The sequence below is a fragment of the Barnesiella sp. ET7 genome, from assembly GCF_024733785.1.
Classification (GTDB): Bacteria; Bacteroidota; Bacteroidia; order Bacteroidales; family Barnesiellaceae; genus Barnesiella; species Barnesiella merdigallinarum.
On the sequence record NZ_JANRHM010000023.1, the window covers coordinates 1 to 13,239 of the forward strand.

Sequence of the window (13,239 nt, forward strand, 5' to 3'; positions counted from 1 at the left end):
TTTTTTGTTATTGATTGGATTTTCAGTCTCATCAGAAGGGCCGGTGTCCACCGGGACCGCCCGGGGGAGGGCCGGGATGGCCGTAGCCGCGGGGGCCACCGGGGCCCATGTCGGGGCGTTTGTCGCCGAAGGTGTTGAAGCGGTAGGTGAAGGTCAACAGACCGTAGGTGTTGAGGGTGTTGTACTCCACATCCTGAATGTAGTTACCCGTGACGGTACGGCGTATGCTGTTGCGCTGTCCCAGAATATCGTAGATTTTGAGGGCGATGGTGGCGTTTTTGCCTTTGAGGAACTGGTAGGAGGCCTGTGCGTTCCAGATCCAGCTCTCGGTGTTGTATCCGGCCGAGTATCCCGACATGCCGTTGTAGGTGAGGTCGGTACCCAGGGTGATGGACCAGGGCAGGTATCCGCTCAGGTTGAGGGTGCCGCCGTAGTTGTGGGTGCTCTGGTCTTTCTGGTTCTGCATGCTGTTGGTGGCGAGCGCATACCGATAGTTGCCGCGCAACTCGACATCGAAGTAGTCCGATCGGAAGGCGATGCCCAGATTTTCGGCGGCATTGAACGACCCGGCATCGTTGCGCATGCCGTTGTTGTAGCCCACGTTGTTGTTGTAGCTGAGGCGGCTGAAGCTGTTGAGCTGCCAGTGCTTGTTGCGGAAGGGGGTGTTGAACATCAACATACCCGAGGTGTTCCACACGCCGTTTACGTTGCGGTAGGTGGTGGTCTGTCCGCCGGTGGTGGCATCGTAGGTGGTTTCGGAGATGATGCTGTTGGTGGTGAATCCGCCGAAGAGCATGGCCATGATGGCCCGTTGGGTAGCCTGGTCGTAGTCGTTGAAGCGCACGCGCAGCGTGTTTTTGAACGAGGGTTTCAGGGTGGGGTTACCGATAACGACACGCAGCGGGTCGGAGACGTCGGCCACGGGTTGCAACTGCACCATGGTCGGTTGCGACGATGAGCCCCGGTAGTCGATGCGCAGCGAGGTCTGTTTGCCCATCTTGTAGCGGTAGCGCAGGTAGGGAGCTACGTTGAATACGGTGCGCTTGGGTATGTTTCGGTTGCTGTTGATGCGGTCGATCGATTGCGACGACGACGGCTCTACGGCCACACCCACGTCGTAGGTATAGGTGGGTTTCACCTGTTTGAATCCCACCTGGGCCCGGTGCATGTAGTAGTCGTTGCGGAAGCTGTTGCTCAGGTCGTCGTTGCGCAAGGTATCGAGCGGTAGGGATGTGAGCGGGTCGGTAAATACGTCGTAGGTATATTTGTCGGCGTTGTTGAAGTTGGCCTGGAAGCGGTACGAGAAGGTGAGGAACCGTCCTTTCTTCACGTCGCCCAGCGGTTCGGTCCAGGTGAGTCGGGCCCCGTAGCCGTTGCTCCAGGTGTGGTTGTCGTCTATCTGGTCGAGGGTGCTGTCGGTGGCCAGCTGGTAGTATTGGTAGAGAGCTTTGGTCCAGCCGTCCTCTTTCGTGTCGCTGAACTTGTATTCGGCCTGGATACTGAACGACCGGCCGGGGCGCGAGAGAAATTTGTGGTTGTAGATGAGTTCGCCCGAGAGGTCGTAGCCGGTACCCTTGTTGAAGTTGTCGCTTTCGCTGAAGTTGACTTTGCTGCGGGCCAGGTCGCCGGCGGTGGTGAGGGCCGAGTCGTAGCTGTCGGAGCGGGAGAGGGCCACGGCAAACTTGGGTCGGAACTCGAGGGTGTTGAGCGAGTCGATTTCCCAGTGGATACGGAAGTTACCGCGGATGTTCTGTCCGTGGTCGTTCATCTTGTTGTGTCCGCTGTAATAGGATGTACTGTCGGCAAAGAGGTTTTGGCGCTCGGTGCGTTGCAGCACGTTGCGGTTGCTGTTGTTGTAGCTCACGTCGCCGCCCACGCGGAACTCCTCGCCCTTGCCCACGTTGAAGTTGACCCCCACGTTGTGGCTGGTGTTGATGCCGTTCATGCCGCCGAATCGGCGGAAGCGGCTGCCGCCCAGGTCGGTGAATCCCATGTTGTTGGTGTTGTTCGACCCGGCGAGGATAGTTATCTGGTTGTCGCCGAAGAAGCGGTTGATCATGGCTCCGGCTTCGTAGCGTCCGTCGAGGCCGTAACCGCCCGAGACGTTGCCGAACCAGCCGTGCTTCATCCCCTTCTTGATGGTGAGGTTGATGACGGTCTCCTCTTCGCCGTCGTCGACACCGGTCAGACGGGCGAGGTCGGACTTACGGTCGACCACCTGCAGCTTCTCGATGATGTCGACCGGCAGGTTTTTGGTGGCTATCTTGGGGTCGTCGGAGAAGAACTCCTTGCCATCGACCAGAATCTTGGTAATCTCTTTGCCGGCGTGGGTGATTTTGCCCTCGCTGTCGACCTCGACACCCGGCAGTTTCTTCAACAGGTCTTCCACGACCGAGTTGGGTTGGGTTTTATAGGAGTCGGCATTGAATTCGACGGTATCTTCTTTCACCACCACCTCGGGAGCTTTCCCCACGACAACGGCCTCTTGCAGCAGAATGTCGTTGCTCTCGAGCAGAACCGACCCCAAATTGCGGCGGGGCTGCCCGGCGGTGAGCCGCACCGGTTCGTAGGTGGTCTTGTAGCCCAGGAACGAGAAGGCGGCCAGGTAGTTGCCGGCCTTGTTGACCGTGAGGGTGAAGGTGCCGTTGTCTTTGCTCGACACGCCGGTGACAAAGGAGCTGTCGCGAGCCGCAAGCAGCCGGATGCTCACCTGCGGGAGCGGAGAATCGTCGGTCTTGTCTTTTACAGTGCCCGAAATGGTAAACTGACCCCAGGCACTCTGGGCTGTCAGCAAGCAAGAAATACACGCAAACAGGATAAAAATACCTCTTTTATACATCTTAAAAAAATCCAATCTATTGATCACTTCGATTTCAATGCTTATAAGACCCCGACATCTTGTCAAGGTTTAAATGCTCCCACTGTCTTTTTGCATTTTTTTAGAGAGCGATTGTTTTTACCTGTCAATTTTCTCTAAAAACCGACCACCACGGACCGTGGGTTGTCCGTGGGGCGTTAGTCTCTTGTCTCTTGTCTCGAGGAGGAACATCCCTCCCCGCTATCTGGCACTTGGCTTATCTTATTTCAACGACAGGTATCGCTCGATGTAGTCGGAGCCCGTCCGGGCGATTCGGGTGGTGGCTATGAAATACCAGCACATGGGTACGAAGCAGAAAAAGAACCGCTTGGCTGAGTAGGCCAGCACGTTGTGCATCGAGTCCCACACATAGTCTACATGATAGATGACCAGGCCGTAGAAAACGACGCTCAGCACAATCATGCCCAGCAGCGCCACATTGTCGCGGCTCTTGACCATGAACCAGAGGTTGGCGATGAAGAAGAGGGCAAATGCCGGGAAGGTCCAGCCGTAGTAGAGCGGTGCGGCGAAGAGGTCCCAGAAGCCCTTGACGATGAGGCCGGCCTTCTCGCCGTCCCAGAAGAGGCGGGTGATGGCCATCCCCTCGGTGTAGAGTCCGCCCACCTTCATGTAGACAAACCAGATGACGGCCGGGAGCAGGGCCAGGCCGGTGAAGTACCACCCCTTGCGGTAGCTCTTGCGGCGGATGCAGTCGATGAGCAGCACGATGCAGGCGGCACCGATGAAGACGATGCCCTCGTTGCGGCACCACATGTTGGCCCCCAGGAGCAAGGCTCCGGCATAGAGTTCGTGGTCGTGGCGGCTGCGCAGCCAGCTGGCGGTATAGGCGATGCCCAGCGAGGCGAATATGGCCTGCATGACGTTGGTGGCCGAGAGCGACGAGAAGGCGAGCATCTCGGGGGCCATCATCATGAAGAGGGTGGCCAGGGCGGCCAGGGTCTTGCCCGTGTTGCGCCGCAGGATGCCGTAGAAGGCAACGACGAAGAAGAGATACATGAGGGCCGGGATGGCCTTGGAGGTCTCGGCTCCCAGCAGGTAGACGTAGGCGTAGCTCAGTTGCACGAAGGGGGCATAGGCTATGCTGCCGCCCGCCCGGTGTATCGAGGGGTTGTAGTCGGCGTCGAAGAGGCTCATGCGCATGTAGGTGTGGTCGTGGGCGGCCACGAAGCCCAGAGTGTCGAAGGCGGCGAGGCTGTCGCGGTCGCTGGGCGGGAAGAAGATGCACTTCGAGAAATTCATATATTCGCAGTAGCCGATGAGGAGGAGCAGCAGCACCCACACCAGGTTGGCCTGTCGCCAGTCGTCGAGCATGGCCGGGGTGAGGCGCAGGCTGTCGATGCCGCGGTAACGCCACACGACAAACAGCAGCAGGGCGAAAAGGAGGAGTCCGCCCAGCAGCACCGAGGAGGCCGTGAGGGGGATGTGCAGCAAATCGAGCAGAGCCATGATGATGGTTTGCAGGGTCATTCCCAAGGGGAACGAGAGGCCGATGCGTTCGGTCCACGAAAACCGCGAGCCGACGAGCGCAGTCAGCAAAATGCCGTTGAGGCAGGTAAGTATGATTCCGAGTGTGAGCATGGCATTACGGTTTGGGGTGAACGGGAAGTACGATGTGAGGCACCTTCTTGGGTACCTCGTAGCCGAGATATTCGTAGCCTATGCCGTTGACGATGGCTACATGAGTAATCTTTTGGCTCCAGGGGGTTACACCCAGTTCCGAGGGGATGATGACCCGGCGCGGATAGAGGAAACGGGTGGCCCACAGTTTGTTGTAGGGCTCGCCCGAGAAGATGCGTTCCTGCCCCTCGGGGTAGAAGGCTTCTTTGCCCGGCAGCAGGATGACGGCATCGGGCGAGGTGTTCTCCTTGAGGTAGCGCAGGTAGACGTGCGAGAGGCCCAACTTCATCTCGTACCGTTCGTCGGTAGTGGTTTGGGCATAGTGTTGAGCCACCTCGAGGTTGCCCTTGAGCATGTTGTAGGCCCAGTTGTATCCCGGCTGCAGGCCGAGTACGAGTTTGTTCAGCAAGAAGGCGACAACGACCACGGCCAGCAGATTCTTGACCACCCAGGCGGCGGTGATTCCCGTCTTGGCGGCGGTGTCGTTTTTGCGAACCGGTTGCTTTTTGGAGGATGCGGTCCTGTTTTTCATTGTACGGTTTTTTTCCAGAAACGGTATTTCAGCAAGGTGCCGATAGCCTTCAGTCCATCTCTCAGGCGCAGCTTCTTTCCCTCCTCGATCGAGCGGGGGTAGTAGCGGATAGGCACCTCTTTTATCTTGTAGCCCAGGCGCGAGACTTTGGCCGTCACCTCGGGGCAAAATTCAAAACCTTTGCAGTCGAGCGGAATCGACTTGAGCAGCCCGGCGTCGAACATCTTGTAGCAGGTGGGCTCGTCGGTAATGCGCTGGTCGTAGAGCAGGTTGGTCATCACCGACAGGAACTTGCCGCCCAGCTGGTAGCTGAAGTAGGTGTGCGAGTTCTCCTCGGCCAGGAAGCGCGAGCCGTATACCACCCGGTATTGGCCCGAGAGCAGGTGCGGCAGCATCCGGGCGAAGTCGTTGGGGTCGAGCTCGAGATCGGCATCCTGCATCACCACATAGTCGCCGGTAACCGCCTGTATGCCTGTGCGCACGGCCATGCCCTTGCCCTGGTTGCGGTCGTGCACGAGGTAGGTGATGGGGGCCTGGGGGTGAGCGGCGATGAAGGATTGTACGATGCGTCCGGTCGAGTCGGTCGAACAGTCGTTCACGACAATCAGTTCCCGGTCGATACCTTCGCCCAGGTCGGCGTCGAGTACGCGTTGCAACAGTTCAGCAATAGTCTTCTCTTCGTTATATGCCGGAATGATAATCGATAATGTGTGACACGTCTGATTCATAACTTGCTATCGGCTAAAAAGATAATGCCGCTTTTCCACTTCGGGTGCAAAAGTAGAACAATAATTTTGGCTATGCAAGCATTTGCGGCGAAAGTATGGGGTTTGACGGGACCTCGAGAGGTGTGGCCGGCAGAGAAAACCGTTGTCGGAGAGGACGGGGCGGGCGGCCCGGTAAAACTTTTTCGGGCGCCGGCTTCGGTCGTGAATGTAATTATACTATCTTTGCAGCGATAAATCGCCCGGCCATTCTCCCGGGTTCTAACAAGCTATATATGAAAGATTTTTTTTCTATTCTTCGGCGGTTTGTACCACCCTATAAATATTACCTTGTTCTCAATATCTTTTTCAACATACTGGCGTCGATACTGACGCTCTTCTCCTTTGCGCTCATCATCCCTATTCTGGAGATTCTTTTCAAGCTCAAGCAGGCTACCTATACCTTCATGCCGTGGGGGTCGGCTTCGCTCAAGGATGTGGCGGTCAATAATTTCTATTATTACATTACGAACATAATCAATGAGCAGGGAGCCGGTTTTGCACTGCTCATCCTGGGGGTGTTCCTCATGGTGATGACCTTCTTCAAGACGACAGCCACCTATCTGAGTTCGCACTTCATGATTCCGTTGCGGTCGGGCATCGTGCGCGATATACGCAACTATGTGTACGAGAAGGTGGTGAGCCTGCCCATCGGCTTCTTTACCAGTGAGAAGAAGGGCGATGTGATGGCGCGCATGTCGGGCGATGTGGGCGAAATCGAAAACTCGATTATGGCCTCGCTCGACATGATGTTCAAAAACCCCATCATGATTCTCGTCTGCCTGGGCACGATGTTTGCCATCAGCTGGCAACTCACGGTCTTTGTGCTCATTCTGCTGCCCACGGCCGGTTACATCATGGGTCAGGTGGGCAAGAAGCTCAAACGCCGTTCGCTCGAGGGGCAGAACCAGTGGGGACAGCTGATGTCGATTATCGAAGAGACCCTGGGCGGCTTGCGCATCATCAAGGCCTTTAATGCCGAGGCCAAGATGATCAAGTGGTTCCACGCCGAGAACAACGTCTTCTACAAAATATCGAACCGCATCAACCGCCGGCAGGCGCTGGCTCACCCCATGAGCGAGTTCCTGGGTACCTGCACCATCTGCATCGTGCTGTGGTATGGCGGTTCGCTCATCCTCTCGGGCACGAGCAGCATCGACGCCGCTTCGTTCATCTATTATCTGGTTATCTTTTACAGCATCATCAACCCCGCCAAGGATCTGTCGAAGGCGGCCTATTCGATACAGAAGGGTTTGGCCTCGATGGTGCGGGTCGACCTGATTCTCTCGGCCGTGAACCCGATACAGGACCCCGAGAAGCCGGTCGAACTGACCGACATGAAAGAGGGCATCGAATATCGCGACGTGTCGTTCCGCTACAATACCGAGAATGTGGTGAAGCATGTCAACCTCACCATCAAGAAGGGGCAGACTGTGGCGCTGGTGGGGCAGTCGGGTTCGGGCAAGTCGACCATGGCCGACCTCTTGCCGCGCTTCTACGATGTGAACGAGGGGGGCATCTACATCGACGGTGTCAATATCAAGAACTTCAGGGTGCACGACCTGCGGGGGCTGATGGGTAACGTGAACCAGGAGGCCATCCTCTTCAACGACTCGTTCTACAACAACATTACCTTCGGCGTCGAAGATGCCACCATGGAGCAGGTAATCGAGGCGGCCAAGATTGCCAATGCCCACGAATTTATCATGGCTACCGAGGATGGTTACAACACCTGCATCGGCGACCGGGGCAGCCGCTTGTCGGGCGGCCAGCGTCAGCGGGTGAGCATCGCCCGGGCCATCCTGAAGAACCCGCCCATCCTGATTCTCGACGAGGCTACGTCGGCCCTCGATACCGAGTCGGAACGGCTCGTGCAGGAGGCGCTCGAGAACCTCATGCGCAACCGTACCACGCTGGTGATTGCCCACCGCCTCTCGACCATCAAGGATGCCGACCTCATCTGCGTGATGCACGAGGGCGAAATCGTGGAGCGGGGCCGTCACGACGAACTGATAAAACTCGACCGCTACTACAAGCGGTTGGTCGACATGCAGAAGTTCTAAGGAGCATGTGATACAAGCATAAAAAAAGCACCGCGTTCCCGCGGTGCTTTTTTTATGTGTGGGCTTGGGAGCCGACGGTTCGAGGATTGAGAGGCGGCCGGGTCGTGTGGCCGGTTGCGGTCAATGAACTGCCCGGTTGTGGCGTTTGCGGTAAAGGCGCTTGATCCACAGGTAGTATCCCGTGAGGGGCAGCGTGGCCCCCAACAGAGCGGCCAGGAACCAGATGATGCGGGTGAGGTTTCCACCCCAGGCCCCTGTGTGTACCGAGTAGATCCAGCCCCGTATCTTGCCCGAGTTGCCGGTATCTTTGTAGAGCGATGCACCGGTGATCTGGCCCGATTGCGGGTCGAAGGTGTAGCGGTCGGTACCGCGTATGTTGCCGTAGCGGATGTTCGACACGCTGGCCGTGCCGTCGGTGATTTCGATTTTCAGGCGGTCGGGATTCTCGGCAGCGACTTGGTCGTAGACCTGTTGCCAGCAGGCAAACGGTGTTACCGGGGCGGTGGCTTCGGTCGTTGTGCCCGGTTGAGGGCCTTGTGGGCTCTTCTCTTTAGGAGCAGGACCTTTGGCCGGTGCGGTGGTCTCTACGCCGAACAGGGTATAAAAGGCGTTTTTGTACCAGTCGAACGACCAGGTGAGCCCCGTGAGTGCCATGACCAGAACCAGCAACAGTACATAGATGCCGCCGGTCGCGTGCAGGTCGTGCCAGAAGCAGGTCTTCCCCTTTCGCAGGGCTATCTGTATGCCGTTTTTCAATCCCTTGCGGGAGCGGGGCCACCAGATGACAATACCGCTTAACAAGATGATGACGAAGAGTAGCGTGCTGATGCCGGTAATGCGTTTCCCCCAGAAGATGCCGCCGTCGGCCGGTTGGCTGTCGAGCAGCCAGCGGTGCAGCATAAAGACGGTGCGGAAAAAGGGGGTGCGCTGCGATTGCCCCAGCACCTCGCCGGTATAGGGGTCGATATAGACCGCTGCGCCCTTGGGAGCCGAGAGGTTCACCTGGTAGGAGCGGTCGGGTTGGGGATAGATGGTGACACCGGTTATGGTTGCCCCTTTAGTCAGTTGACTCTCGACCTTCTCGACCAACGTGCCTACGGGAAGGGGTTGTGAGCCGGGGCTCTCTACGTAATAGAGGTGGCGGTTGGTAAGTTGGGTGACTTGATCCTCGAAAACCAATAATGCGCCTGTAAAACAGATGATTGTGATAATGAGACCGAAGGGAACCGCCAACCAAAGGTGGATTTTTCGGAATGTTTTTTTCATGTGTAATTCTCTTTTAGCATGTAAAATTAAAAAGAACCTGCGAGAATAAGGTTCATCGGCAGGCTCTTTTTTTGCTTGTCGGCGGGGGTTATCGTGCTTGCAGTTGTCCTACGCCAGCCACGCTCGTGGCTACGATGGTGAGCCCTTTCGAGGCGGAGGCCGTGGCGGGGTCTATCTTATATACGGTGGGGTAGCCGCTGGTGGTGCTTACCACGACGAAGGCGTGCCCGTTCTCGTCGATATAGGGGGTGTTGCTCAAGGCACTGATATCGGCGGGGAGGCCCGAGATCTCGCGCAGGGTACCGTCGCCCTGGGTGTCGAAGATGACCAGGCGGTTGGCTGTGCCCTTGAATCCCTGGGCATCGTAGGCCAGCAGCATGAAGTAGTTGCCCCCGATATACCAGCTGCGCAGGAAGGCGGCTTCGGTACCATCGGCATTTTTCAAGGCTTTGTAATAGGTGGGGTCGAAATCAATCTCGTCCCACGCGGCGCGGGTGTCGATGCGCACTACGCCGGCCGGCAGGGTGGTTTGCTGGCGGGCATCGCTCATGGTCTTGGCATAGCTGGGCGAGAGCACGTAGAGGTAGCCGTCGTCGGCCTTCCACACCATCTGGTAGTATTGCGAGCGGTTGCGGCCGCAGGCGTAGCTGATCTTATCGCTCTTGATAACCTTGTGCTCGGTGAGCGATTCGTCTTTGAAGAGAGCCACCCAGCACTCGTCGGGGTATTGGGTCCACTGCAGTTCGTTGGCGTTATAGGCGCCGCTGCCCGAACCGCCCGACTCGGTCTTGACCAGGTCGTCGTACCCCTCGCGCACATAGCCGTGCTCACGGCCGTCGACCGTCTGTATGTAGCCCCACTGGCTCAGCCCCATGGGGATGGCGGCCGAGTAGAGGTAGTTGCCCACCTGTTCCAGCCCGGCGAGGGTCACATACTCGCCGTTGCCGAGGAAGTTCTCGGCGCGCAGGCGGATGTCGCCGGCCCCCGAGCCCTCTTTGGCCGTCTGGTTACGGGCATCGATGTAGGCGGGGAGGAAGTGCTTGGGATAGTAGGTTTCGGTGAGGCTCTGGCCGCTCTTGTCGGTATAGGTGTAGCTTTGGGCGTCGATGGTGCCGCTGCCCGACGAGGTGGTCATGATGTAGTCGTTGTAGAGGCCGTAGGTGGTGAACCGGCTCAGTCGGTAGGTGCGCGGGTCCTTGGTCATCTCGAAAGCCGTGTTGAGGCTGTACGAGGCGGTTTGCCCGGCCTCACCCTGGTTGTAGTTGAGGGCAAAGAGCGATTGCCCGCCGTAGAATACCCAGTAGGTGGCACCGTCGTTCTGGGTGCCCTGTACGGTAGGGGTCACCTTGTAGTTGGGGTCGTCGAGGCGGTCGGCCGTGAGCAGCACATTCGTCTCGTTGTTGCCGGTGCCTACCGTGGCGGCAATCACGTAGTTGCCTTTGGAGACTTCGGTCAGGCCGGTGAGCCCGGAAGGGACGGCAGGGCCATCCTCCTGGCACGAGGCGAGCAGCAGGCTCGCGGTCAGAAGTATCGAACTGGTGGGGATGAAGGAGAACTTTTTCATGCGTGTATGATTTTAAGTGAATAATTTTTGTTGTCGGTCTGGGTTGTTCAGTCGCCGAAGTGGACTCGTATCTTGCCATAGAAGGCACGGCCCGCTTTCTGGAGGCTGAAGTTGTCGTAGAGTCGCTCGTCGGTGAAGTTGCGGCACTCCAGCGAGAGGTTGTATCGCCCGTTGTGCAGGCTGTAACTGATTGCAAGGTTGTGCGAGAACTGGTCGGGAATCATGTAGGCGCTGCTGTTGGTACCTATCACCTCGGAGTTGTAGCAGAAGCTGTGCAGATACTGGTTGTCGTAGGTGAGGGTGAGCAGGTTGCCCTTCCGGCCCAGATCGTGCCAATAGAGGTTGATGTCGCTGTCGGCAAACATGTAGGGCACGTTGGCCATGCGGGCCTTGTAGGTGAGGTTGGGGGTGGAGTTGCCGGTGCTGCCTATCTGATACTTCTCCATGTCGCGTATGTCCATGTGCGAGAAGTTGCCGCCGAGGCTCAGCCACCGGGCCAGGCTGTACCGGGCCGAGAGGGTGTAGCCCTTGGTCACCACCTTGCCGTAGTTGGTGTAGGTGGCATTCTCCTTGCCGCCGCTCAGGTCTTGTATGTTGCGCTGTATGTAGTCGCGGGTGTTGCGGTAGAGCAGCCCCCCTTCGAGGTAGAACGAGTGGCGGCCCAGGGTGCGGGAGTAGCTGAGGTTGAGGTTGACGTTGTGGCTGTTTTCGGGGCGGAGGTTCACCTGTCCGCTCTCGAGATCCTCGTCGCCGAACATCTCCTCGATGGTGGGCAGGCGGTAGGCCTTCTCGTAGGAGAGTTTGGCCTGAAGCTCGGGCAGCACGAAGCAGGTACCGGCGGCTCCATAGCCGGCCTGTTGCACGGAGCGGTGGACCATGACATAGTCGGTACCCTTGTCGTCGGTCGCCATGGGACCCGATACCCGCTGGTCGTAGTATTTGCCGAAAATCGAGAGGTTCCACCGGTCGGAGGGCATGAGGCGGTAGGAGAGTCCGGCGATGTTTTTGCGGGTATCCTTGGCAAATTCGTTCTCGATTTCGGTGCCGGTGAGCAGCGAAGCATTGGTGCGGTGGAAGAGATTCCACACATTATTAAAAGTGAGGGTATTGGCCTTGTTGATGCGGTAGTTGAGGGTGAGGGTGGCACTCCAGTTGTCGTTGTAGGCCCGGGCATACTGTTCGCTCTGCTCGCCCCGGCCGTTGGTTTTGCGGATGCGCTCGCCGAACCAGTTGTAGCGGTAGCTGGCGGTATCGATATTGGTGGTGAGGTTGCGGTTGTAGTTGGCCGTGAAGGAGAGGTCGAGCCCCCGGGTGAGGAGGTCGCGCTTGCTGTACTCGAGCGAGGGCATGAGCGAGTGGCCGCGGCGGTGCTTCTCGCCGAAGACGGTGTATTGCCGCACGCCGGTCTGCACCTCTTTGTACATGCGGGAGTAGGTGAAGCCGAGCATGAGGCGGTCGGCCCACGGTTTGCCGGTTACCCCTACCTTGGCCACGGCAGCCTCGTTGTGGTAGGTGTCGTTGAACCGTTTTACCCGAAACACTTCGTCGGTAATGATCGACGAGCCGTCGGCGTTCCACTGCTCCACGTGGTCGGCATCGACCTGGTAGTTGTTGTCGGAGTAGTTTTGGAAGAGGTTGATTTCGTAGGTGAGTCCGTTCTTGAAGCTCTGCCCGAAGTTGACGTGCGACTTGTGGGTATTGAACGAGCCGTAGGAGTAGGCGGCGTCGAGAAACCAGTTGCGCCGCTGCTTGTTGGTAACGATGTTGATAACCCCGCCGATGGCGTCGGTGCCGAAACCTACGGGTACTACCCCCTTGTAGATTTCGATGCGGTCGGCAAAGCTGATGGGGATGTTGTTCAGGCTGAAGGAGCTGCCTACCCCCTCTTGCGGCACCCCGTCGATAAAGACTTTGATGTGTTTGCCGCTGAAGCCGTCGAGCATGAGTTGCATGTCGGAGCCTACGCCACCCGATTCGCGCAGCTTCATGCCGGGGGCCTTGGCCAGGGCGTCGCTCAGGTTCTTGGTCGAGTTGCGCATCTCGCGGGTATCGACCGCCACGGTATTGTAGGCCGAGCGTTGTACCCGGCTCACTCCGGTAGAGACCACGGTTACCTCGTCGAGAGCCTGGGCCCGCGGGGTGAGGTCGATGTCGAGTTCGAGGTGTTCGCCCCGTTTGAGTGAGACGGCCCGTTCGACCGGGTCGTAGCCGATGGCCGAAACCACCAGGGTATAGTCGCCTGCCTGTGCCTTGAGGCGGTAGCGACCCTGCTCGTCGGTAGAGCCTCCCGATGAGCTCCCTTTGAGGTAGACGGTAGCGAAATCGACGGCTTGCTTCTGGCCCGATTCGGTTGTGCTGACTTGTCCCGAGACGATGGCTCCGGCCGGGTGCCCCTCCCGATGGTGGCGGTGCTGCGCCTGGGCCGTAGTCCCGAGGAGTGAAAGCGTGTATACAGAGAGCGCGAGGAGTGTGCTGATTATTGTTCTCATCGAAAAAAGTTTGCTTTAGTAATTCGCTGCAAAATTATATCGACCTCGAAACGTGTACAATCGCAT

The 13,239-nt window shown here is 57.9% G+C and carries 8 protein-coding genes; 1 reads left to right on the top strand and 7 read right to left on the bottom strand.

Annotated elements, in window-relative coordinates; all coding sequences use genetic code 11:
* Window positions 1-31: 31 nt before the first annotated feature.
* The 4 genes from NW211_RS12445 to NW211_RS12460 all read right to left on the bottom strand — a co-directional run bounded on the left by NW211_RS12445 (window position 32) and on the right by NW211_RS12460 (window position 5,755).
* Window positions 32-2,839, bottom strand: coding sequence for a TonB-dependent receptor (locus NW211_RS12445; RefSeq protein ID WP_258328040.1), 2,808 nt, complete (start codon window positions 2,837-2,839; stop codon window positions 32-34).
* Window positions 2,840-3,079: 240 nt separating this feature from the next.
* Window positions 3,080-4,456: a glycosyltransferase family 39 protein gene (locus tag NW211_RS12450; protein WP_258328041.1), complete on the bottom strand. Its 1,377-nt coding sequence runs from the start codon at window positions 4,454-4,456 to the stop codon at window positions 3,080-3,082.
* A 4-nt stretch (window positions 4,457-4,460) separates the two neighbouring features.
* Window positions 4,461-5,027 carry a hypothetical protein gene (locus NW211_RS12455; protein ID WP_258328042.1) on the bottom strand — a complete coding sequence of 189 codons (567 nt, stop codon included), beginning with the start codon at window positions 5,025-5,027 and terminating at the stop codon, window positions 4,461-4,463.
* Window positions 5,024-5,755 (bottom strand): glycosyltransferase family 2 protein, encoded by a 732-nt coding sequence (locus NW211_RS12460; protein WP_087408702.1) that lies wholly within the window; start codon window positions 5,753-5,755, stop codon window positions 5,024-5,026. The genes NW211_RS12455 and NW211_RS12460 overlap by 4 nt, the downstream gene beginning before the upstream one ends.
* Window positions 5,756-6,027: 272 nt before the next feature.
* On the opposite strand from NW211_RS12460, the gene NW211_RS12465 reads away from it, so the two are divergent.
* Complete coding sequence (locus NW211_RS12465) at window positions 6,028-7,854, top strand: ABC transporter ATP-binding protein (RefSeq protein ID WP_087408701.1); 1,827 nt, start codon at window positions 6,028-6,030, stop codon at window positions 7,852-7,854.
* A gap of 120 nt (window positions 7,855-7,974) precedes the next feature.
* Here NW211_RS12465 and NW211_RS12470 read toward each other — a convergent pair whose 3' ends face one another.
* From NW211_RS12470 to NW211_RS12480, 3 genes are all read right to left on the bottom strand, one after another.
* Window positions 7,975-9,120: a PepSY domain-containing protein gene (locus NW211_RS12470; RefSeq protein ID WP_258328043.1), complete on the bottom strand. Its 1,146-nt coding sequence runs from the start codon at window positions 9,118-9,120 to the stop codon at window positions 7,975-7,977.
* A gap of 88 nt (window positions 9,121-9,208) precedes the next feature.
* Complete coding sequence (locus NW211_RS12475; RefSeq protein ID WP_258328044.1) at window positions 9,209-10,684, bottom strand: DUF4374 domain-containing protein; 1,476 nt, start codon at window positions 10,682-10,684, stop codon at window positions 9,209-9,211.
* A 47-nt stretch (window positions 10,685-10,731) separates the two neighbouring features.
* Window positions 10,732-13,173: a TonB-dependent receptor gene (locus NW211_RS12480; RefSeq protein WP_258328045.1), complete on the bottom strand. Its 2,442-nt coding sequence runs from the start codon at window positions 13,171-13,173 to the stop codon at window positions 10,732-10,734.
* Window positions 13,174-13,239: the final 66 nt, after the last annotated feature.

Bases quoted from the DNA above. Each gene is read 5' to 3' on its own strand.
- NW211_RS12445 (WP_258328040.1), bottom strand. From the start codon at position 2,839: ATGTATAAAAGAGGTATTTTTATCCTGTTTGCGTGTATTTCTTGCTTG.
- NW211_RS12465 (WP_087408701.1), top strand. From the start codon at position 6,028: ATGAAAGATTTTTTTTCTATTCTTCGGCGGTTTGTACCACCCTATAAA.
- NW211_RS12475 (WP_258328044.1), bottom strand. From the start codon at position 10,684: ATGAAAAAGTTCTCCTTCATCCCCACCAGTTCGATACTTCTGACCGCG.
- NW211_RS12460 (WP_087408702.1), bottom strand. From the start codon at position 5,755: ATGAATCAGACGTGTCACACATTATCGATTATCATTCCGGCATATAAC.
- NW211_RS12480 (WP_258328045.1), bottom strand. From the start codon at position 13,173: ATGAGAACAATAATCAGCACACTCCTCGCGCTCTCTGTATACACGCTT.
- NW211_RS12450 (WP_258328041.1), bottom strand. From the start codon at position 4,456: ATGCTCACACTCGGAATCATACTTACCTGCCTCAACGGCATTTTGCTG.
- NW211_RS12470 (WP_258328043.1), bottom strand. From the start codon at position 9,120: ATGAAAAAAACATTCCGAAAAATCCACCTTTGGTTGGCGGTTCCCTTC.
- NW211_RS12455 (WP_258328042.1), bottom strand. From the start codon at position 5,027: ATGAAAAACAGGACCGCATCCTCCAAAAAGCAACCGGTTCGCAAAAAC.